This window comes from Pseudomonas sp. GW821-FHT02B10, from assembly GCF_059421865.1.
The window spans coordinates 645,751-667,785 of record NZ_JBWKVU010000003.1; the positions used below are offsets into that span (position 1 = coordinate 645,751).

Consider the following 22,035-nt stretch of genomic DNA (forward strand, 5'->3'; position numbering starts at 1 on the left):
GTCCAGGTAATGCCGCCGTCGCTGCTGCTCACCGCGCTCAGGGTGCCGTTGGCGACGGTCAGGTCGGCGTTGGTGAAACCCGTCACCGCCTCGGAGAAGGTGATGGTCACCAGCGAGGTCTCACCGATCCTCAGGGCATTGTCGGCCACCACTATGGTCGCCGTCGGGTGCGCGGTGTTGATCACGTAGTTGCCCGAGTCCGTGGTGCCGCTACCGGTGTTGCCGGCCAGGTCGGCGATGCCGGTGTTGTTCAGGGTGATCAGGTTGCTGCTATCGCTGATGCCATCGGTCGGGGTAAAGGTGGCGGTCCAGGTGATGCCGCCATCACTGCTGCTCACCGCGCTCAAAGTGCCGTTGGCAATACTCAGGTCGGCATTGGTGAAGCCGCTCACCGCTTCGCTGAAGGTGATGGTCACCAGGGAAGTTTCGCCCGCCGTGAGGGTGCTGTCGGCGACCACGATGGTCGCGGTCGGGCGCACCGTATCGATCGCATAGTTGTTGGAATCGGTGGTGCCGCTGCCGGCGTTGCCGGCCAGGTCGGCGATGCCGGTGTTGTCCAAAGTGATCAGGTTGGTCGTATCGGTGATGCTGGCGCTCGGGGTGAAAGTGCCGGTCCAGGTGATGCCGCCGTCGCTGCTGCTCACCGCGCTCAGGGTGCCGTTGGCGATGCTCAGGTCGGCGTTGGTGAAGCCGCTCACCGCTTCGCTGAAGGTGATGGTCACCAGCGAGGTTTCACCGACCCTCAAGGCGTTGTCCGCCACCACTATGGTCGCGGTCGGCCGTACGGTATCGATCGCATAGTTATTGGAGTCGGTGGTGCCGACCCCGGCGGTGCCCAGGCCATTGATGACCCCGGTGTTATCCAGGGTGATGACGTTGCTGGTATCGGTGATGCTCGAAGTCGGGGTGAAGGTGGCGGTCCAGGTGATGCCGCCGTCGCTGCTGCTCACCGCGGTCAGGGTGCCGTTGGCGATGGTCAGGTCGGCGTTGGTGAAGCCGGTCACCGCCTCGCTGAAGGTGATGGTTACCAGCGAGGTCTCGCCGATTTTCAGCGCGCTGTCCGCCACCACTATGGTCGCGGTGGGCGGTGGTGCATAGGCGGTATTGAGGATGCCGCCGTCGTTGTAGATGGTCGCCACCGACGTCGGCGAAGTACCGGTGCTGCCACCGCCCAGCGCTACGCCACCGGCGCCACTGGCCGCCGCGTTACCGCTCAGCGCGGCGAAGTTGGCCGCGGTGATCAGGAAGGTGCCCTTGTTCCAGACCGCGCCGACGCCGCGGCCGCCAATCCCGCCATTGCTGGCGTTGCTGCCTTGGCCGCCACCACCGCCACCGCCGCCGCCCGCGCCGATGTTGTTGCTGATGGTCGAGGTGCCGATCACCGTGAGGGTGCCGCTGGAGGCGTTGTAGATCCCGCCGGCGGCATTGCCGCCCGCGCCGCCGACCTTGTCCCAACCCGCGCCGCCGCCGCCACCGCCGATGGAAATCGTGCCGTTGGTGGCCGTGGCGCCGTTACCGCCGTTGCTGTAATAAGACACGCCCACGCCGCCGGCGCCGCCGGTGCTGGTACCGCCGCGACCGCCCATGTGGGTGGCGTCGTAGCCACCGCCATAACCGCCCACGCCACCGCTGCCTGCCTGGCCGCCCAGTGTGCCGGTGCCGGGGCCGGCGGAACCGCCGTGGCCGCCACCCTGGCCACCCAGCCCGCCGCCGCCACCACCGCCACCGCCGTAGAACGCGCCGGTGACACCGCCGCCACCGCCGCCGCCCGAAGCCGCGTTGGAGGTCACGGTGACGTTGTTGAGGGTGAGGTTGCCGGCGTTGAAAATCCCCCCGGCCATGGCGCCGGTCGCGCCATACCCACCGTTGCCGCCGTTGCCCGAGACCAGGCCCCGGGTGATCACCAGGCCATCGAGGGTCACGGTACTGCCCGCGGTCACTTCGATGACGCGGGTGCGGTACTGACCGTCGAGGATCACGTCCGCCGCGCCGTCGTTGTTCAGGTCGCCGTCGATGGTCACGTTCTTGTTGACCAGCAGTTCGGAGGTCAGCTGCACCGTCATGCCGCTGCTGAAGGTGACGATGTCGCCGTTCTGCGCCGACGCCAGCGCCGCCCGCAACGAACCCACGCCGGTGTTGGCGTTGTTGGTGGCGGTCCAGGTCGCCAGCCCCCACTGATAATCCTGCATGGCCTGGGTGGACAGCACGTTGGCGCTTTCGATGGTGCCGGTGGCGATCTCCAGTTCCCAGTCGCCCCCCAGGCCGGTGCGGTCGCTGGAGGCGGCCACGTCGCGACCGGTGAGTTGCGCCAGCGAGTCGACGAAACTCAGGCCGCGTTCACCCTCGGCGGTGTAGCAGCCGTAGATCAGGATATCGCCGCCGGCGTTCATGTCCTGGCCGATGTCCGCCAGCACTGCGCTGCGCGCCTGGACGTTGTCGGCCGAGAGGTAGCTGTTGCCCAGCCACAGGTCGCCGGCATTGCCGTGGGCGATGATCTGCACCGAACTGACGCCCTGGTGCTGGTCCAGGTAATCGGCGATCTGCTGCAGGCCATCCTGGTTCGCCCCCAGTTGCACCACCTGGGTGCCGGGCGCCAGGCCCTGGAGCAGGCTGTCGGCGTCCTTGACCCGCGAATCGACGAACACCACCGTCAGCCCCGGTACCGCGGTCGGGGTCGCGGCATCGGCCTGGCCATGGGTGTCCTGGCTGACGCTCGGCTGATCGGCGGCGGTCGGCGTCTTGGCCACGTCCGTGGTGGTGTGGCTGTCCGGCTGGGCGACATCGGCCACCGTCGCCGCCACCGCACCGTCGAACAGCATGCGCGGCTCCAGCGGCATGATCATCGGAGAGGCCAGGGCATTCGCCCGCCCGGTGGCCCGCTGATTGACCCGCGACTTGCCTTTGCTCCACCACATGATGCTCACCCGGACTCGAACGTGCTGAAAGGTGCAAATGAAAACCGCGGTCAACGGACCGCGGCGTCGGATTTCATGCGAATGACATTGGCGGCGCTGGATGCCCCGTCTTTCCAGAAGGACAGCTCCGCATACTTCTCGAACAGGTCCGGCGGCAGGATGGTGCGCCGCGACTGCAGCGCCACCCGCGCCTTGACCTTGTGCAGGCCCGCGACTCCCAGCGCCTGGTCGAACTCGGGCGCGTCGTAGGCCAGGCTGTCGAAATCGTGTTCGAACCAGGGTTCGTCGATAAAGTCGTAGATCAGCCGCATCACCCGCTCCGGGGCCTGGCTCAGCAGGTCGTAGTCGACGATCAGCAGCGAATCGGCGTTTTCGCCGTAATAGGCTTCTTTCAAGGCGGTCCAGGCATACCCCACCAGCCGGTTGTGCTGGGCCAGGGTTTCGCAGCGGCTGTAGACCGAGTTGCGCTCGACCGCATCGCCGAACAGCTTGGTGTTTTCGAAGGGGTTGGCCCGGTACAGCCGTTCCAGGCTGTCCATGACCCAGGCGACATTGCGCACACAGGCGATGGTCTTGGCCTTGGGAAACAGGTCCTTCAAGGCCGGCAGGCGCGCGCACCATTGGCGATTGGTGTCGAAGACGACGGGTTTATCGGCCTTGTCGGCGTAGTAGGAGTCGAACAGCCCGCGCAGCAGGCGGCGGCGCATGTCGATGTCGATGACCGCGCCGAATTCGCTGCCGGCGCTGCATTGTTCGAGGATGCCGCTGAACAGCGCCCCCACCGGGCTGGTCATGCCGGCGTGAAAGCGCGGGTTCTGCAGCAGGATGGCCGACAGCAGGGTCGACCCTGAGCGCGGTAAACCGGAGATAAAGTGGAACTGCGGCAATCCCTTCACCCTAGCCATAAGTCCATTTGTAGGGAAAAGCGTAGTGCAAGGTCAGAAAACCAACTAGTGGTGCTTTGATATCAATTCGAAGCAAAAACCATAAAAAACGTGTGTTTTAAAAACACTCGCCGCTCTGGGACTGGACGTGAACCGATTAAGCCACTGCTGGCCCTGAATTCTGCCTTTCGTCATCGGCCGGTTCACAGGCCGATTTTTTGCGCAAAACCGCCCAAGGCCGCTATCCAGCAGGTTTCCCAGCCTGGGTGCACAGTGCTTGCAGCGACGCCTGGCCCTGCGCCACGCCGCATATCACCAGCAACCGCGCCGTGACCCCGCCGGCGGTGAATTCGCCGGTTTTTCGCCATTGCGCCGGCAGCGGGGCGAATTCGTCGGGTTGGTCGGCCGTGCCGATCAGCCAGACGCGACCACTGCCCACCGGCAACGCCGACAGCCGGTCGAGGTAAAGCCTGTCAGCCTGCTGCTCGACCAGGGTGCCGAAACCATAGGCGTTGGGCCGAGTGGAGACGCCGGCGGGCGTGGGCGGGGTGTAGAGCAGCGGCTGGGCGTCGGTACGGTTGTAGTAGACGTAGCTCAGGTACCACAGCAGGTCGCTGGTAACGATCCGGTCGCCGGCCACGTAGTGCTGGTTCACGTAGTCCACCAGCACGCTGATCTGATCGTTGCTATCCACCGTGGCGTTGTTCTTCAGGCCGACCCCCTCGGCCCCGGCGAACAGCAGCAGGACCGCCAGCGCCAGCGCGCGGGCATGCACCTGGGCATGCTCCAGCAGCCGGTCGATCGCCATCGCGAAAAGCAGCGGCAGGCCCAGGGCATAGGCCGTCAGGTAGCGCTCGATGAACACCGGCGAAACGAATGACACCGCAAACACCAGCAACAGCGGCAGCACGCTGTAGATCGCCAGCAGCCAGCTCCAGCGCCAAGGCGTGCGGTCGCGCCAGGCGAGCATTGCGACAACGCTCAGCACCAGCAGCGGCAGGCCCGCGAACAGCAGCGGGGAACGGCTTTCGCCATCGTCCTGGGTCAGCAATTGCCAGACCATCGAGGGCAATGAAAAAAACTCCACCGACGGCTCCCAGCCCACGTCGCCGCTAGCTTTCAGCTGGTCGATATGCTGCAGCAGGTCCACCAGCCCCGGCAGCCAGGGGGCGAACAGCATGACGATGGCGAGATTGGCCAGCCACCAGCCCGGCTGGTTGATCGCCCGGCTCGCAGGCGTCGCTTGCAGGCGCAACAGCAACAGGTACGCCCAGTGGGCAAGCACGCAGAGCGCGGTGAAATAGTGGGTGTAGAACGCCGCGCTCATCAGCAGCGTGTAATACACCAGGTAGCGCTGGCGTGCGGGCTGCCTGAGCCAGTACACCAGGGCCAGGGTGGCGCAGAGCAGACACACCCCCAACAAGGCATACATGCGCACTTCCTGGCTGTAGCGCACGGCGGTGGGCAGCAGGGCCAGCAGGAACCCGGCGAGGATCGCCGCGCGGCGGCTGGCGATCTGCGCCACTAGCCACACCCCCAGGCCGACACAGACGATCCCCGGCCAGGCGCTGAAACTGCGAATGGCAAAGATGCCGTCGCCAAACAGCGCGATCCAGCCGCGCAGCAGCATGAAGTACAGCGGCGGATGCACATCGTGGGCGGCATGCACCCAGAGTTCGCTCAGGCCGTAGCGGCTGAGCAACAGGCTGGAGCCTTCATCGCCCCAGATGGCCGCGGCGGTCAGGTCGTAGAAACGGGTGGCCGCTGCCAGCAGCAAAATCGGCAGCAGCCAGTACGCCCGCAGCACCGCGACCAGGCGCTGTGCGTCGCTCGCCAGCCGATTGGCGATGCCCGGCCCGGCCGTATCCAGCAATTGCGGCTCTCTGCGAAACGCCATGAATGTCCCCTGCACCAACGTTTTACCACCACAGCATCGCTGTTTATCCGGCCAGACATAAGGCACCCCATCACCCCAGGCGACTGGCGGAACAGCGTCTACGCTAACCATTGCTGTCAACGAGCCCGCTTGGCGTTCTGACCGTATCGGTCAAGCTGTCAGGCCAGACACCAGGGATCGGCTCAGGGAGTTCCACTGATTAACCTGAAGGATAAAAAACTATGGAAGTGTTCATGGGCACCATTCAAGCTTTTTCCTTTAACTTCCCTCCCAACGGCTGGGCCTCGTGTTATGGCCAGACCCTGGGAATCTCGCAATACCAGGCGCTGTTTTCGCTGCTGGGCACCTACTACGGCGGCAACGGCACCACCAACTTCCAACTGCCGAACCTGCAAGGGCGGCTGCCCATCGGCCAGGGTAACGGGCTGGGCCTGACGCCACGGGTGATCGGCGAGGTTTCCGGTACCGAAAACGTCACCCCGACCCTCAACAACCTGCCGTCCCACACCCACACCCTCGCCAGCGTGAGCGCCGCCACCACGCTGCAATTGGCCAACCCCGCCAGCAGCCCGGTCAGCGTGCCCACGGCCACCAACTCGTTCATCGGCACCTCCGGCGGCGGGCCGGGCACCGCGACCATCTATTCCGACGGGCTGGGCGCCACGCCGGTGCCCCTCCAAGGGGTCAGCACCACGATCTCCGGCACCATCTCGCCCGCCGGCAACGGCCTGCCGCTGGAAGTCATGAATCCGTTCCTGGTGATCAACTTCAGCGTGGCCTTGAACGGTCTGTTCCCATCGCGCAATTGAAGTTCGCGCCGGGGGACATTCCCCCGGCCCTTTTTCCGGCCAGGAGTGGCGCCATGCTGCATCTGCTGCAAAGTGAGCATTTCCAGCCTTTGCTGGGGCAAACCTGCAATCTGTTGCTACCGGACGGCAGCGTGTTGCCGGTCCATATCGAGTCCATCAAGGACACTCCCCAGTCCCGCATGCCGAACAGCCCGCGCATGCCCTTCTGCGTCGAGCTCAACAGCCTGGCGCCGACAGTGTTCGTCGACGGCCTGTGCGACCTGGAACTGCCCGGCGTCGGCCACCTGCAGGGCATGTTCGTGTCACGGGTGCCGGCCCTGGGCCGCGATCCGACGCTGGGCTATTTCTATATCGCCTTCAACTGAACCGAGCGTGCCTGGCGGCAGCGCCCCGGGCACCGGCTCGAACCCGCCGAGTTACGTCGCTCAGCCGCGCGGGCCGGGGTACCACACCAGCCGCTCGGCCGCCGGGTTGGCTTCCTCGACCTGAAACCCCAGCGCCAGGTAATGCCGGCGCGCATGGGGGTTGCTGGCCCAGACCACCGTAGCCACCGGGCAGCGCACCTGCTCGGCGGCTTTCTGCACGCCCTGCAGCACCGTGCGCCCATAACCGCGACCACGGGCGGCGGGAATGAACGCCAGGTACAGCACACGGATTTCATTGGCGCCGAAATCGGTGGTCAGGGCACCGATGGCGCTGCCGAGCTTTTCGATCACGTAGTGCATGGCGCCGGGGAAGTTCTCCCCCGCCCCCTGCTCCTGGACCTGGAACTGCTGGGCGATCACCTGCTCGATCTGCTCCTGTTCGCCATCGATCCATTGCAGATCGCTGCGCGCCGAACGGTAAAGGCTTTGCAGGAACGGTCCGTCGGTGGGTCGCGACGGACGTACCACCAGGCCATCGGACATGGCCGAATCCTTATGCAACATATGCGTTCTCCCTGAACATTCCTTGTTTCAGAACCCGCTTTCCCTCACGCCCAATGCCGCCAGGCGCCGCCAGGCCGTACCGAGCAGCGACTCGCCACGCCCCTGCAACACCACCACGCCGCGCAGCGGCTGGCTCGGGGTGACGCTGGCATCGAGCACCTTGAGCCGCGCGCCGTACTGCGCCTGGACCGGTTCGGCGCGGCGGCTTTCATCGCGGCGCACGGCAATCGGCCCATGGTGATCGGAGGTCAGCGCCTCCTGATCGATATACGCCACACCGTTGGTATCGACTTCGGTCAATTGCACCTCGAGCGCCGGGTGCATCGGGTCGTCGGCGATAAAGCGGCCCGTGGCGCCCGGCGCGACCCGCCACAGGTCGGCCTCGGCGAGAAAACCACGCAAGCGCGCCCCCGGCTCGACCACCCGGGCCAGCGGCTCCTTGGGCGAAACCCAGCGGCCCACCTGCAGTTGCGGCAGCAAGTCACGCAGCTGACCGGCCTCGGGCGCGCGCAGCAGCAGGCGCTCGCGTTGCGCCGACAGGCCGCGGTATTCGGCCACGGCCTCGGCCAGCTGCTGTTCGACGATCCCGGCATCGGCGGCGGTCTCGCTGCGCCCGGCGCGGCGGCGCATCTGCAATTGCTGGATCTCGATTTCCCGCCGGGCGATGGTCTGGCGCGAGGCCAGGTCCGGGGATTCGAGCTCAACCAGAACCTGGCCCTTGCTCACCGCCTGGCCGTCGCTGACATTGACCTGCCGGACCCGCGCCGCCACCGGCGCATGCAAGGCGCTGGCGCGCCCGGCTTCGAGCATCGCCGGCACCTCCACCGAGCCGCGCCAGGGCACCGCCACCAGCAGCAGCGCCGCCAACAACCCCAGGCCGCTGAGCAATACCCGTGGCGCGTGGGCCTGTTCGCGGTGCGTCCACCATTCGCGCCATTCCCGCACGATGGGCAAAAAGATGAACCAGACCAGTTCCACCAGCATCAGGAAGATGCCCAGCAGCTTGAAAAACAGGTGGTACACCGCCAGCGCAATCCCGAAAAACAGCACCGCGCGCCACAGCCACGAGCCATAACCCCACCACAGCAGACGCCGCTGCATGGCCGGCGACCAGGGCTCCGGCGCCGGCTCCCGGTAGCCGAACAAGGCCTCGCGCAGGCGCCAGCGACAGAGGGCGAAGGCCCGCCCTTGCAGGTTGTCCACCTCCCAGAAATCGCTCAGCAGAAAGTAGCCGTCGAAGCGCATGAAGGGGTTCAGGTTGATCACCAGGGTGGTGATCCAGGTGGCGCTGGCGAGCATGAAGGCCGCGGTGCGCGCCGGGCCGTCCGGCAGCAGCGACCAGGCCAGCAGGGCGATGCTGGCCAGCAGCAGCTCGGCCAGCACGCCGCCGGCGCCGATCAGCAAGCGCGCGCGGCGGTCATTGACCCGCCAGGCATCGCTGACGTCGGTGTAGAACATCGGCAGCAGCACCATGAACGCCACCCCCATGCTCTGCACCCGGCAACCGGCGCGCTTGGCCATGAAGGCGTGGCCGAACTCATGGCACAGCTTGGCGAAGAACAGCGCCACGCCGAACGCCAGGGCGCCGCCGAGGCTGAACAAGTGGGGAAAGGTCGCCAGGAAGCGCTGCCAGTCCCGCGACACCAAAAATACGCCCAGCCCCAGGGTCAGGGGCAAGCCGTAGCGCAGCAACCCCGGGCCGAACCGCGCCAGCCACGGCCAGGCGCGATTGAGAAAGGCGTCCGGGCGCCACAGCGGGATACGAAAGAACAGGTATTGGTGCAGCAGCACCTGCCACAGGCTCTGGTGCTGGGCGGCGGCCTTGAGCTCATAGCTGGCGCGCTGCTGCGGATCGAGGGCGGTGATCAGGTCATGGCTGCGCAAAAAACCCAGCAGCTCTTCCAGTTCCGCGCCGCCCAGGGGCAACCCCGGCTCGCGATTGGCGGCGCGCAGCACTTGCCCGGCATCCCCCAGGGACCAATGCCTGAGCAAGCGCATCGCCGCCGCGCCGAGCTTGAAATAGCGGCCGCGCACCGGGTCGGCCAGGGTCCAGCGCGGCGAACCGTCCAGTGCCGGCGCCGCCGGCGACAGCTGCAAGTCCGCGCGCAGGCCCGGCAGGTTCATTACAGGCCCACGCTCTGCCGCAGGCCGGCCAGCGGGCGGCGCAGCAGGTACAGCGCCAGCGGCGCGCGCTCACCGAAGAGCTTGGCCGTGCCGCGCAGGCCGATCCGCGGCGGCGCGTCGCGAAAACGCGCATCGAGGCGGTAGGCCAATTGCCCGCCCGGCGTCGGCTGCGCCTCGTAGGCCGCCCGTTCGAGGCTGGCCAGATGGCGCTGCAACGGGTCACTGTCGAGAAACAGCGCCACCTGCGCGCCGGGCTCCAGGGCAATGGCATCGCCCACGGCCAGTTCGATGCGCAACTCGGCCTGGTTGGGGTCGGCGATTTCCATCAGGCGCTCGCCGGTCTGCACCGGTTTGCCGGTCCAGCGCTCGGCGTCGGCGAACACCGCGATGCCGTCGCGTTCGGCCCGTACTTCGCTGCGCTTGAGCAATTCGCGGGCGTAATCGCGTTCGGCGCGTTTCTGTTCAACCCGGGCCGCCAGCAGGTCGATCTTCGAGCTGGATTCGGCATCGGCGAAGGCCCGCTGGGAATTGGCCTTCAGTTCCGCCTCGGCCACGCCCAAGGCGCGGGCGGCGACATCGGCCTGGGCATTGAGGGTGGTGTTTTCGAAACGCAGCAGCAGGTCGCCGGTCTTCACCGTCTGGTTGGGCTTGACCAGAAACTCGGCGATCACCCCATCCAGCGGCGCCGCCACCACACGCCCGCCCAGCGGCACCACTTCGGCCGGCGCCAGCACCGACTGCCGCACCGGAATCAGCAAGCCCAGCAACACCACCGCCAACAGCGCCAGCCGGCGTTTGCGGTTCCAGCGCAGGCGCCACGGCTTGCGCGGTTGCAGCGCCAGCCAGGCGTGGCTGTAGGTGTCGCCCAGTTGCGCCAGCAATACTTGTTCGGAAGGGTTCCACGGGTTGTCGCGGGCCAGCCACAGGCCACCAAAGAGCGCGCCCTGACGATCGATCAGCGGTAACCAGAACACTTGCGCCGCCGACAGGCTCTGCCAGTCGGCCCGTACCGGGGCGCTCAGTTGCTCGGCCGCGACCACCCGCGCCTGCTGCGCGAGTTCGAGCTTGAACAGCTGGGCCACCGCCTGTTCGACGAAAGCCACGAAGGGCGCATTCGGATCGAGCGCGCTGACGCCGGTCACCGCGCGGACCTTGCCAGCGATCACCAGGGCTGCGTGGCGATAGCCGAACAGTGCCTGGCTGTCGTTGACCAGGCTGTAGGCCAGTTGCTCGACCGTGCGCGCGGCGCGGGTCTGGCGCTCCAGGTCGAGGAACCGGGCGAAGACCTGCTCGGCGGCGCCCGCTACCGGCGCGTTCATTTGAGCTCCGCGAACCGCGCCGTGCCGCTCATGCCCGCCAACAGGCCCTCGGCGTTGGGTACGGCCGCCACCAGCAGCAGCGTCTGGCTGCCTTCGTCGATCCGCGCGCCGAGGCGCTTGACCGTGGCGGCCAGCGGCTTGCCGGTTTCATCGGGGACGAAGCTGAAGGTCTGCCCGGCCTTGAGCTTGCCCATCCAGCTCGACGGCACCAGCAGGTGGATTTCCAGGGAACGGTTGTCGACGATTTCCAGCAAGGGCGAGCCGGCCGTCACGCTTTCGTAGCGCTGTACCTTGCGCGCCACCACCTGCCCATCGAACGGCGCGATCACGCTGCAACGCTTGACCTGCACCTGGTAGACCTGGGATTGCGCCTGGGTCTCGGAGACCTTGGCCGCGGCTCGCGCCACTTCGAAGCGGCCGACCGAGTTGAGCGAAGCCAGTTGGCGGTTGTGCGCCAGCTCTTCGTTGGCGCCACGGCTGGCGGCCTGGGCAGCATTGAGCTGGGCCTGGTAGGCCGAGCAATCGAAGCGCGCCAGCACCTCGCCTTTCTTGAAGGACTCGCCTTCGCTGTAGGGCAACTCGACGATGCGCCCGGACAGTTCGCCGGCCAGTACCGCCTGATCCTTGGCCCGCAACACACCGCGCGCTTCGCTGCCGCTGGCCACGGCGGCGCCGGCAGCGCTGTCACTGAGCAGCGGATCGTCTGGTGCAGGCGTCTGCGCCTGTGCCACGCACACCAGGCAGGTCAATCCGAATCCCAATCCCAATCCATGAAATCGCCGCATAACCGTAACTCCCTGACGGATGGGCGGAGTCTAAGACAGCAAGCGCAAGCGTCAAGCAAATGGCCACTATCTTTATCAATCCCGACAACCGCATCGAGCACCCGCCTGACAGCATAGATGCCTTGTCCGGCGCGGCGTGTATCGGGTCGTGTGGGTATTTTAGATGCCAGCGAATGCCTTCTGTATGATTTGCACCACACTTGGACCTTCGGCTCCCATAGTTTCGGATTAAGGACAATTCATGCGTATCGGTCTTTTGTCGTCTTTGACACTGGCGCTCGGCGCCCTCCTCTGCAATCAGGCCCAGGCCAGCTCCGACGATTCCTGTTACCCGCACTGGACCCTGCTCAAAAAAAATCTCGAAAGCTGTAGCAGCCTGCCGTTTCTCAACCCGGGCAACGACAGCCGGGTGAACCTGCGCCTGTTGCTGGCCGACAGTGGTGCCTTGCCCCTGGCGCCGAAAGCGCTGGACGCCGACGACCTGGCCGAAGGGTATGGGCCGGTGCCGTTTTCGGTGTCTCGCCTGAACCCGGCGCCCGACCCCGAAGCGGCGGATGCACCGGCAGCCAGCGCCGACACTGACCTCAACGGCCGCCTGGAAGCCTTGCAGGTGGTGCGCGAAGCTCCTCAGGCGGCCGGCGATGCGTTTCTGTCCGGCGAAGGCAGCCGCTGCCGCAGCAACTCGGACGCCAGCGCCCAAGTGTTTGTCGACCAACTGATCGCCGCCGACCTGCCGGCCAGCGAGCGCCAGGCGCTGGCGCAGAGCCGGGTCAAGCTGCTCGCCGCCTGCAACTGGGACAGCCCGCAACTGGCCAGCCTGCTGCCGACCAATCTGCAGACACCGCTGGGCAAGGGTTTCGCCACTTATCTACAGGCTGCCGGCGACTTCTACAGCGGCCGCTTCAGCGAGGCCGGCACGACGTTCGCCACGCTCAAGGACAGTCCGAATACCTGGCTGAAAGAAACCGCGCTGTACATGAACGCCCGTACGCTCCTCAACGGCGCCCAGCAGAACGCCTTCGACGAATACGGCATGCCGGCGCTCGAGCATGTGGATAAGTCCACCCTGCAACAGGCCGAAGCCGGCTTCGACGCCTACCTGCAAACTTATCCACAGGGTGCCTACGTTGCGTCGGCCAAGGGCCTGCTGCGCCGGGTGCACTGGCTGGACGGCAACCCCGACAAACTCGCCGCCGACTACGCCTGGCAAATGACCCAGGCCAAGGACGAGCAGCGCAACCTGTCGCTGGACGATCTGGTGGAAGAAGTCGACACCAAGCTGCTGATGGTCAACCGCAACCCGGTCAGCACGCCCCTGCTGCTGGCGGTCAACGACCTGATGTGGATGCGCGAGCAAGCCGAAGGCCGGCTGACCCGCGCCGCCTTGCAGCAACAGAAGGCGGTCTTCGCCGGGCAACCGGCGCTGTACGACTACCTGCAAGCGGCCTTCGCCCTGTACGTCGACAACGACCCGGACGCCGCGCTGAAACTTCTGCCCGCCGAGCCTGCGACCAACCTCGACTACCTCGCCTTCAGCCAGCAGACCCTGCGCGGCCTGGCCCTGGAAGCGAAGAACGACGGCCCGGGCGCACAAGCCCTGTGGCTGCAACTGCTGCCCCTGGCCAAGCAACCGCTGCAACGGGAACAGCTGGAGCTGGCCCTGGCCATGAACTACGAGCGCAACCAGCAACTGGCCAAGGTGTTCGCCGCCGACTCGCCGATCCAAAGCCCGCAGGTGCGCTTCACCCTGCTGCGCAACGTGGCCGATGCCACGCTGCTGCGCCAGCAGATCAGCCAGGCCGCCGACCCGGTGGAACGGAATACCGCGCAGTTCGTGCTGCTCTACAAGGACCTGCTGCGCGGCCAGTACGCGGCCTTTGCCAGCGACCTTGCGCAGCTTCCCGCCAGCGCCCCTGAAGACAAGCTTGGCTACAGCCTGGGTTACGTCTACAGCAACGGCCAGTCGCTCAAGCTGTTCCAGTGGAACGGCAAAGAGGCCGAGTCCGGCTACATCTGCCCGAGCATCGCAGAAACCGCGGCGGCGTTGGAGAAGGATGGGAAAAGCCCGCAAGGCCTGAACTGCTTCGGTGAATTCATCCTGCGCAACGGCCTGGATGGCATGCCGCTGGACAGCCAGCCCGACAAGCAGTCCCTGGGCGGTACGGAATCGGCCTTCAAGGGCAAGCTGTTCTCCCGCCTCGAGGGCTACAAACAGGTGATCGCCAACAGCAAGGCGCCGCGCGACGACCGCGCCTACGCCCTGTACCGCGCCATCAACTGCTACGCACCCTCGGGCTACAACAGTTGTGGCGGCAAGGAAGTCGAACCGGCGGTGCGCAAGGCCTGGTTCCGCCAGCTCAAAGGCACCTTCGCCGACACCCAGTGGGGCAAGTCGCTGCAGTACTACTGGTAAGCATGAGCCGCTTCTGGCGATGCCTGCTGCCGGTCTGGCTGTTGCTGGCCGGCGGTGCCCAGGCGGCGGTCGACGCCCGCGATCACGATGCCTTCTGGCTGTGGAGCGGCGTCGCTCCGCAGCCGGTACTGAACCAGGCCAAGACCCTGTACATCCTGCAAGGGCAGGTCAGCCGCTCGCGTCGCGATCCGAGCGGCAACGTGCACTTCATCGCCCAGGGCATGGCCGTTCCGCGCCTGCGCCAGGGCGAGGTCTGGGTGGTCTATCGCGCCCATACCCTGCACTGGCCGGAACCGGTCTACCGCCAGCTGCTGGGCCAGGTGCAGCGCTGGCAGCAGGCCGGCAACCCGGTGGTCGGCATCCAGATAGATTTCGACGCCCGCACCCGCTACCTCGACGAGTACGCCAGCTTCCTGCGCGACCTGCGCCAGCGCCTGCCTGCGCGGTACCGCCTGAGCATCACCGGGCTGATGGACTGGAGCAGCAACGCCAACCCCGAGGCCATCGCCGGGCTCAAGGGCGTCATCGACGAAGTGGTAGTGCAGACCTACCAGGGCCGCCACAGCATCCCCAACTACGCCGCCTACCTGCCCCGCCTTGACCGCATGGGCCTGCCGTTCAAGGTGGGGTTGATCCAGGGCGGCGAATGGCAGGAGCCGGGCTATCTGCGAGACAGCCCGTGGTTCAGGGGGTATGTGGTGTTTTTGCAGAACCCGCGCTAGCCAACGGATACACCGACTCCCAGCCTCCGCCCAGGGCCTTGTACAGGCCGACCATGGCCAGGGAAACGCCGGTCGAGCTTTCCACCAGTTGTTCCTGGGTGGCGAGCAAGGCGCCCTGGACGGTGAGGACGTTGACGAAGTCCACCACGCCTTCGACGTATTGCTGTTGCGCGGTGCGCAGGGCGATCTGGTTCTGCCGCACGGCTTCGGCGAGGCTGTCGCGGCGCAGCTGGCTGCTGTTGTAGCGGGTCAGCTGGTCGTCGATTTCATGCCAGGCGCGCAGCACGGTCTGCTGGTAGGCGACGGCCGCTTCCTGCTGCTGGGCTTCGCGCAGATGCAGCATGCCGCGCAGGCGGCCGCCGTCGAACAACGGCAGGCTGAACTGCGGGCCGATGCCGAACTGGCGCGAGCCCCAGGAGCCGAAGTCCGACAGCTGCATGGCCTGGGAGCCGAAGTTGCCCGACAGGGTGATGCGCGGATAAAAGTCGCCCTTGGCCACGCCGATGCTGGCGGTGGCGGCATGCAGGCGGGCTTCGGCCTGGCGGATGTCCGGACGGCGTTCGGCCAGTTGCGACGGCAGGCCGATGGCGACCTGGCGCGGGGTTTGCGGCACCGGCGCATCCGCCGCCAGCTGCGCATGCAGGGCCTGGGGCGGCTCGCCCATCAGCAGGCTCAGGGCGTTGATCAGTTGCGCCTGGCGCTGCTGCAAGGCCGGCAGTTGCGACTCGATGGTCGCCACCTGCGCGGCGGCTTCGGCCACGTCCAGGTCGGTGGCCACACCGTCGGCCAAGCGCAGCTGCGAGAGCTTGAGGCTGTGGCGGGCTACGTCGAGGTTCTGCTCGGTCACCGCCCGGGTGCTCTGCACGCCGCGCAGCTGGATGTAGTCCTGGGCGGTCTCGGCCAGCACCGCCAGCAGCACCCCGCGCCGGTCGTTCTCCGCGACTTCCAGGGTCGCGTCGGCGGCCTCGGTTTCGCGCCGCACGCGGCCCCAGAAATCCAGCTCCCAGGACGCCGAGAAGCCGGCGTCCCACAGGTTGAAGGCGGACTTGCCCGCGTGCCCCGACGGGTCGTTCAGGCCTTCGCCGCTGTTACGTTTGCGTGCGTAACCGCCGCTGGCGCTGCTGGTCGGATAACGCTCGGCGGTGACCACCTGGCGCGCCGCGCGGCTCTGTTGCAGGCGGCTGGTGGCCAGTTGCAGGTCGAGGTTGTCGGTCAGCACGCGCCGGCTCAGGGCCGACAGCTGCGGATCGTTGAAGACCTCCCACCAGCGCTCGTCCAGGGGGCTGCTCACCACCTGGCTCGGCGCAGCCTTTTGCGGGGTGGCCCAGGCCTCGACCCGCGGCCCTTCGGGACGCTGGAAATCCGGGCCGACACTGCAGGCGGCCAGGGACAACAGGCTCAGGGCGAATACCGGCTGGAGCAGACGACTCATCGCTTCACCACCTCACGCGCGGAGCTGGCCTTGCCCAGGGTATCGACGCTCGCTTCCACCGACATCCCGACCCGCAGACGCTCGGCCATCGGCTGGCCGGGCTCCAGCAGGATCTTCACCGGAATGCGCTGCACCACCTTGGTGAAGTTGCCGGTGGCGTTGTCCGGCTTGACCGCGGCGAAGGTCACCCCGGTGGCCGGCGCCAGGCTCTCGACCCGGCCGTGCAGGGTTTCGCCGTCCAGGCTGTCGACCCGCACCTGCACCGCTTGCCCGGGGTGCATATGGGCCAGCTGGGTTTCCTGGAAGTTGGCCACCACATAGGCCTGCTCCAGCGGCACCACGGCGAGGATCTTGCTGCCCGGCGTGACGTAGGCGCCGACCCGCACCGCGCGTTCGCCGACCATGCCGTCCACCGGCGCGACGATGCGCGTGTAGGACAGCTCGTAGCTGGCCATTTCCAGGGACGCCTGGGCGCGCTTCAGCCCACCCTCGGCGGCGTCGCGCTGGGCGGTGAGGATCTCCACCTGCTTGCGTTCCGCCGCCAGCGCCGCCGTGGTCGTGGCCAGCCGCGCGCTGGCCTGGTCGATGCGGGTCCGGGCCTGCTGGGCATTCTGCACCGTGCCGGCGCCGACCCCGGCCAGGTGGTTGTAGCGGTTCAGTTCATGTTCGGCGAAGGCCATTTCCGCCCGTGCGGCCACCACCGAGGCCTGGGCCTGGGCGATCACCGAGCTTTGCCGGTCGAGGGTGGCGCGGGCGTTCTGCAGCTGCGCCTTGGCCACCAGGGTTTCGGCGTCCGCCGCCTGGGCCGCGGCGCGCAGGTCGCGATCGTCGATCAGCGCCAGCAACTGGCCGGCCTTGACCCGCTGGTTGTCTTCCACCAGCACTTCCTTGATGAAACCCGCCACGCGCGGCGCCACCAGGGTGTAGTCGGCGCTGACAAAGGCATCGTTGGTGGTCTGCTCGGTGGCCTTGCCGGTGACCAGGTACACCAGCACGCCCAGGACCGCGACCGCCGCCACGCTGACGGCGATTTTGTGTTTGATATGGATCGTCATAAAAACCTTCTGTCTCAGTGAACGTTCAAGTTGGCGCGCGTGGCGGATAGATCCGCGTCGGCAGCCAGAAAATCAGCAGGATCAAGGCCGCCGCCACGCCAGCCATGACGTAGTAGAGGTCGGCGGATGTCAGTACCACGGCCTGTCGGTGCAGGCGCTGGGCGAGGTTGCTGGCGTCGACGGCGCTCAGCGGCGAGTTGCCGAGGCTGTCCACCAGCATGGTCGAGTGAAAGTGCAGGCGGTGAGTGGTCAGGGCATCCAGCACGCCGGTGGCGATCACCGCCGCCAGGCCTTTCACGGTGTTGAACCAGGAGGACGCGAACGGCCCCTCGATCGGCTGGATACTGCCGGTGGAAAGCATCAGCAATGGCAGCACCGCCATCGGCTGGCCGAAGATCTGCAGCAGTTGCAGCACGTAGAAATCGTCGCGAATCCACGCCGAGGTCAGCTGCGCGCCTCCCAGGCACGACAGCACCAGCATCGTCAGGCCGATGCCCAGCACCCAGCGACAATCGACCCAGCGCAGGTTGCACAGAGCCGCCACCAGGGGCAGCGCGATCAGTTGCGGCAGGGCCATCACCAGCATCACCGGGGCGGTCTGCAACGGCCGGTAGCCCTGGACCTGGGCCAGGAAACTGGACGGAATGATGATCACCGCGGTCAGCACCACCAACACCCCGGCCAGGGTCAGCAGGGCGAACGACAGGTTGCGGATGCCGAGCATCTGCAACTTGAAGAACGGAATCGGCTGCGACCATTCGTTGATCAGAAACAGCACCAGCAACAACGCGCCCCCGCCCAGCAGCAGGCAGATCAGCGGCGAGCCGAACCAGTCCAGGCGATTGCCCTGGAGGATGCCGATCACCAGCATGCAGATCGCCGGGAACCCCAGCAGCAGGCCGCGCCAGTTGAAGGCCTTGAGGCGCTCCAGGCGCAGCGGGTCCTGGGGCAGGCCGTAGGCCACCGCGAGCATCGCCAGCAGACACGGCGCCACCACCTGCCAGAACGCCCATTGCCAGCCGACGTATTCGGTCCACAGGGCGGCCAGCGGCGTGCCCAGGCTCGGGCCGAAGGTGGCGGTCAGGGCGTAGCCGGCCAGGCCGTAGAGCTTGACGTTGGCCGGCAGGAACCGCAGCGCCACGGTCATCAGCATCGGCGGCAACGCGCCGCCGGCCAGGCCCTGCACGGTGCGCAGCAGCAACAGGCTCTGGTAGTTCGGGGCGAACGGACAGAGCACGCCCAGCACGGTGAACAGGGCGATGGCGCAAAGGGTGAAACGGCGCAGCGAAAAGGTCACCGAACACCAGGGCGCGAAGGCCATGGCCGCCACCGAGGTGGCGGTGTAACTGGCCACCAGCCAGGTGCCTTCGTCATAGCCGATGGCCAGGGCGCCACGGATGTCGGCCAGGGCGATCTTGGTCACCATTTCGTTGAGGCCCGACACCAGCACCGCCAGCAATACGCCGAGCAGGCCGATGATGATTCGCGGGCCGAAGACCGCGGGACTGACAGCTGCCGGTTTGCTGGCCACTTCAGCGGGTGCCGGCACAGCCACGGCGAGGGAACTCATGAAGGGAACGACTCCGATAGAAATACCGAAGCAGTGTAAAAAGCCCGACAGCTGACGAAAACTGACTTATCGACAGCTTATAAGTGCACCAAACGCAACGATTGGATGATCTGTAGCCGCTGCCGAGCCCGCGAGGCTGCGATCGGCGGCGCAGCCGTCGCAAAACCAGGCGACCTGATCCAACAGGCCAATCGCGGGCGCTGCCTGGCGAGGGCTAAGTCGGATGCCGCCGACCTCGTTCGCAGCCTCGCGTTGCTCGGCAGCGGCTACAAGGGTGGTGGTTTTCAGGGCTGGGCGGCGTGCCAGGTTTCGTTGCAGGAGGCGCGCAGGGTTTCGCGGAACCATTTGTGCGCCGGGTCCTTGTCGTAGCGCGGGTGCCAGGCCTGGGTCAGCACCAGGGTCGGCAGGGGAATCGGCAAGGCGAACGAGCGCAGGTGCAGGCCCAGGCGCGACACGCTGAGCAGGGTTTCCTTGGGCACCGGCAGGATCAGGTCCGAGTCCGGCAGCATGAACATCGCGGCATGGAAGCTCGGCGCAATCAGCGGCACCCGGCGCTGCAGGCCCAGGTCGCTGAGCGCCACATCGATCGGCCCGCGGGCGATGCCGCGCCGGGACATGCTGATGTGCGGGAAGGCGGCAAAACGCTCGGCGGTGATCTCCTCGTCGAGCAACGGATGATGCTCGCGCACCAGGCCGACAAAGGTGGTGGAGAACAGGTTCTGCACCTTCACTTCCGGGGTCAGCGGCCGGGTGTTGCTGATGCGCAGGTCGATCCGCCCTTCGCGCAGCGCCTCGTCGTCGCCATCGCCTTCCGGGACGAAACGCAGTTCGCAATGGGGCGCCTGGCGCTCCAGGGTATCGATCAGGCGGCCGCCATAGACGCCGACGAAAAAGTCGTTGGCGCGCACATTGAAGCGCCGGCGCAGGGTGCTCAGGTCGACCTGATCGCCAGAGCGGAACACCAGCGCCGCCTGCTCCACCAGGTCACGTACCTGGCCGCGCAGCTCCTGGGCTTTGGGCGTGGGCACCAGGCCGCGGCCGGCGCGCACCAGGATCGGGTCGCCCAGTGCCTCGCGAATACGCGTGAGGGTACGGCTCATGGCCGCCGGGCTGAGGTTCATGCGCCGCGCCGCGCCGACCACGCTGCCCTCGTCGAGCAGGGCGTCGAGGGCGACCAGAAGGTTCATGTCCGGGAGTTGCATGCTGAGCACTCGTGACTGATCGGGAATGAGTCAGGCGCAATGCTAGCAGGGTCATTTCAGTCAGGGACACCACTCTCTGTAGCCGCTGCCGCAGGCTGCGATCGAGGACGAAGTCCTCGCCAGACCTGCGCGCGGTGTGCCAGACAAAATGTGCTGTCAGGTTTTGCGCCGGCTGCGCCGTCGATCGCAGCCTCGCAGGCTCGGCAGCGGCTACGGGCGCTACGGGCTCAGCGTTGCATGCCCCAGCGTTTCACGGTGACCCGCTCCAGGGTGTCGAACACCAGGTTCTCCACCAGCAGGCCGATCAGGATCACCACCGCCAGGCCGGCGAAGACTTTGTCGGTGTACAGCTCGTTGCGGTTCTGGAAGATGTACCAGCCCAGGCCGCCCTTGCCGCTGGTGGCGCCGAACACCAGTTCGGCGGCGATCAGGGTGCGCCAGGCGAAGGCCCAGCCGATTTTCAGGCCGGCGAGGATCGACGGCAGCGCCGCCGGGATCAGGATGAACAGCACGAAGCGCATGCCCTTGAGCCCGTAGTTGCGCCCGGCCATGCGCAGGGTTTCCGAGACCCCGAGAAAACCGGCGTAGGTGTTCAGGGCCAGGGCCCAGAGCACCGAATGCACCAGCACGAAGATCAGGCTGTTCTCCCCCAGGCCGAACCACAGCAGGGCCAGCGGCAGCAGGGCGATGGCCGGCAACGGGTTGAACATCGAGGTCAGGGTGCTCAGCAGGTCGCGGCCCACCTGGGTCGACACCGCCAGGGTGGTCAGGGCAAAGGCCAGGACGATGCCGATCAGGTACCCCTTGAGCAGCACGACCAGGGAGATGCCGACCTTGCCCAGCAGCTCGCCGCTGAGCAGGCCGTCGTACAGCGCGCTGGCGGTCTGCAAAAAGCTCGGTAGCAGCAGGTCGTTGTTCTGGTAGCGGGCCACGGCCTCCCAGAGCAGCGCCAACACGATCAGGATCAAGCTCTTGCGCAGCCAGCCTTGTTGCCACAGGCGCTGGCCCAGCGGCAACTCACGCTCCAGCGGCACCGCCAGCAAGGGTTCGAGGGCAACTTCGTATTCCTGGCGAACAGGTGATGAATGGCTCATCGGGCGTTCCTCTTAAAGGCTCAATAAGCGATACGGATATCGGTGAAATCCAGTTCGCGCTCGGTTTCCGGCGACTGGCCTTCGTCGAACAGCAGCCGGTGGATACGCCGCGCCGTCTGCTGGAACGCCACGCCGCCGAGGCTTTGCAGGTCGTACTGATGGCTGTGGATTTCCGCCCGCACCCGCCCCGGGTGCGGCGACAGCAGCAGGATGCGATTGCCCACCACCAGCGCTTCCTCGATGGAGTGGGTGACGAACAGCAGGGTGAAGCGCACCTCCTCCCAGAGCAGCAGCAACTCCTCCTGCATCTTGCGCCGAGTCAGGGCGTCGAGGGCGGCGAAGGGTTCGTCCATCAGCAGGATCTTCGGCTGCATGGCCAGGGCGCGTGCTATCGCCACCCGCGCCTTCATGCCGCCGGACAGGGTGTGCGGGTAGGCGTCGGCAAACGCCGCCAGGCCGACCTTGTCCAGGTAGTGCAGCGCCCGCTCCTCGGCCTCGCGGCGGTTGAGGGTGTTCGACGCCAGCAGCGGGAACATCACGTTCTGCTTAACGGTTTTCCACGGCGGCAGCTGGTCGAACTCCTGGAACACCACGATCCGGTCCGGCCCCGGCTGGCTGACCCGTTGTCCTTGCAGGCGAATCTCGCCCTCGCAGGGCTGGATGAAGCCGGCGACCGCTTTGAGCAGGGTCGACTTGCCGCAGCCCGAGGGCCCGAGCAGGACGAAACGGTCGGCGGGATCGATTTCGAAACTGACCTGGTGGGTGGCCCGCACCACGCGCTGCGGGGTGCGGTATTCCAGGCTGACCTGGTCGACCGCCAGCAGCGCCTGGGCTGCCGTGGTCGGGTTGCTGGCCGTGTGGCCTTGCAAGGGGGCGTTCATGGCG

General features: G+C 66.7%; 17 protein-coding genes. 4 read left to right on the forward strand and 13 right to left on the reverse strand.

Features of this window, described 5'->3' with window-relative positions:
- The 3 genes from AC07VU_RS10355 to AC07VU_RS10365 form a co-directional block, all read right to left on the reverse strand.
- A partial coding sequence (locus tag AC07VU_RS10355; protein WP_495029823.1) for an Ig-like domain-containing protein occupies positions 1 to 2,915 on the reverse strand: 2,915 nt, incomplete at its 3' end.
- A 50-nt stretch (positions 2,916 to 2,965) separates the two neighbouring features.
- Entirely contained in the window at positions 2,966 to 3,820 is an 855-nt protein-coding gene (locus AC07VU_RS10360; protein ID WP_053259185.1) for a sulfotransferase family protein, read from the reverse strand.
- Between the two features lie 220 nt (positions 3,821 to 4,040).
- Positions 4,041 to 5,696, reverse strand: a complete 1,656-nt coding sequence (locus AC07VU_RS10365) for a glycosyltransferase family 39 protein (protein WP_495029824.1) — start codon at positions 5,694 to 5,696, stop codon at positions 4,041 to 4,043.
- Positions 5,697 to 5,917: 221 nt separating this feature from the next.
- Between AC07VU_RS10365 and AC07VU_RS10370 the strand changes: the two genes are divergently transcribed.
- Together AC07VU_RS10370 and AC07VU_RS10375 are read left to right on the forward strand one after the other, a co-directional pair.
- Entirely contained in the window at positions 5,918 to 6,505 is a 588-nt protein-coding gene (locus tag AC07VU_RS10370; RefSeq protein WP_009041589.1) for a phage tail protein, read from the forward strand.
- Positions 6,506 to 6,558: 53 nt separating this feature from the next.
- Positions 6,559 to 6,870, forward strand: coding sequence for a DUF6916 family protein (locus tag AC07VU_RS10375; RefSeq protein WP_274305184.1), 312 nt, complete (start codon positions 6,559 to 6,561; stop codon positions 6,868 to 6,870).
- A gap of 60 nt (positions 6,871 to 6,930) precedes the next feature.
- On the opposite strand, the gene AC07VU_RS10380 is transcribed toward AC07VU_RS10375, so the two are convergent.
- The 4 genes from AC07VU_RS10380 to AC07VU_RS10395 are packed head-to-tail and all read right to left on the reverse strand — an operon-like array spanning position 6,931 to position 11,662.
- Complete coding sequence (locus AC07VU_RS10380) at positions 6,931 to 7,434, reverse strand: GNAT family N-acetyltransferase (RefSeq protein ID WP_007928631.1); 504 nt, start codon at positions 7,432 to 7,434, stop codon at positions 6,931 to 6,933.
- A 27-nt stretch (positions 7,435 to 7,461) separates the two neighbouring features.
- A complete protein-coding gene (locus AC07VU_RS10385; RefSeq protein WP_274305183.1) occupies positions 7,462 to 9,558 on the reverse strand; it encodes a site-2 protease family protein in 2,097 nt (698 codons plus the stop codon).
- Positions 9,558 to 10,877 (reverse strand): efflux RND transporter periplasmic adaptor subunit, encoded by a 1,320-nt coding sequence (locus tag AC07VU_RS10390; protein ID WP_007928633.1) that lies wholly within the window; start codon positions 10,875 to 10,877, stop codon positions 9,558 to 9,560. Before AC07VU_RS10390 ends, AC07VU_RS10385 begins: the two co-directional genes overlap by 1 nt.
- Complete coding sequence (locus AC07VU_RS10395) at positions 10,874 to 11,662, reverse strand: efflux RND transporter periplasmic adaptor subunit (RefSeq protein ID WP_274305181.1); 789 nt, start codon at positions 11,660 to 11,662, stop codon at positions 10,874 to 10,876. The genes AC07VU_RS10390 and AC07VU_RS10395 overlap by 4 nt, the downstream gene beginning before the upstream one ends.
- A gap of 241 nt (positions 11,663 to 11,903) precedes the next feature.
- Here AC07VU_RS10395 and AC07VU_RS10400 point away from each other — a divergent pair, with 241 nt between their 5' ends.
- Positions 11,904 to 14,075 carry a PA5441 family protein gene (locus tag AC07VU_RS10400; RefSeq protein WP_277589961.1) on the forward strand — a complete coding sequence of 724 codons (2,172 nt, stop codon included), beginning with the start codon at positions 11,904 to 11,906 and terminating at the stop codon, positions 14,073 to 14,075.
- Positions 14,076 to 14,077: 2 nt separating this feature from the next.
- Positions 14,078 to 14,797, forward strand: coding sequence for a DUF3142 domain-containing protein (locus AC07VU_RS10405; RefSeq protein WP_277589960.1), 720 nt, complete (start codon positions 14,078 to 14,080; stop codon positions 14,795 to 14,797).
- Here AC07VU_RS10405 and AC07VU_RS10410 read toward each other — a convergent pair.
- From AC07VU_RS10410 to AC07VU_RS10435, 6 genes are all read right to left on the reverse strand, one after another.
- Entirely contained in the window at positions 14,760 to 16,229 is a 1,470-nt protein-coding gene (locus AC07VU_RS10410; RefSeq protein WP_277589959.1) for an efflux transporter outer membrane subunit, read from the reverse strand. The genes AC07VU_RS10405 and AC07VU_RS10410 overlap by 38 nt on opposite strands.
- Positions 16,226 to 17,284 carry an HlyD family secretion protein gene (locus AC07VU_RS10415; protein ID WP_277589958.1) on the reverse strand — a complete coding sequence of 353 codons (1,059 nt, stop codon included), beginning with the start codon at positions 17,282 to 17,284 and terminating at the stop codon, positions 16,226 to 16,228. The genes AC07VU_RS10410 and AC07VU_RS10415 overlap by 4 nt, the downstream gene beginning before the upstream one ends.
- Before the next feature lie 25 nt (positions 17,285 to 17,309).
- Complete coding sequence (locus AC07VU_RS10420) at positions 17,310 to 18,854, reverse strand: MFS transporter (RefSeq protein ID WP_102680794.1); 1,545 nt, start codon at positions 18,852 to 18,854, stop codon at positions 17,310 to 17,312.
- A 284-nt stretch (positions 18,855 to 19,138) separates the two neighbouring features.
- Positions 19,139 to 20,056 carry a LysR family transcriptional regulator gene (locus tag AC07VU_RS10425; protein ID WP_277589957.1) on the reverse strand — a complete coding sequence of 306 codons (918 nt, stop codon included), beginning with the start codon at positions 20,054 to 20,056 and terminating at the stop codon, positions 19,139 to 19,141.
- 227 nt (positions 20,057 to 20,283) lie between these two features.
- A complete protein-coding gene (locus AC07VU_RS10430) occupies positions 20,284 to 21,150 on the reverse strand; it encodes an ABC transporter permease (RefSeq protein ID WP_025808568.1) in 867 nt (288 codons plus the stop codon).
- A gap of 20 nt (positions 21,151 to 21,170) precedes the next feature.
- The gene (locus tag AC07VU_RS10435; protein ID WP_007928654.1) at positions 21,171 to 22,031 is read right to left on the reverse strand and encodes an ABC transporter ATP-binding protein; all 861 of its coding nucleotides are present in this window, start codon (positions 22,029 to 22,031) and stop codon (positions 21,171 to 21,173) included.
- Between the last annotated feature and the right edge of the window lie 4 nt (positions 22,032 to 22,035).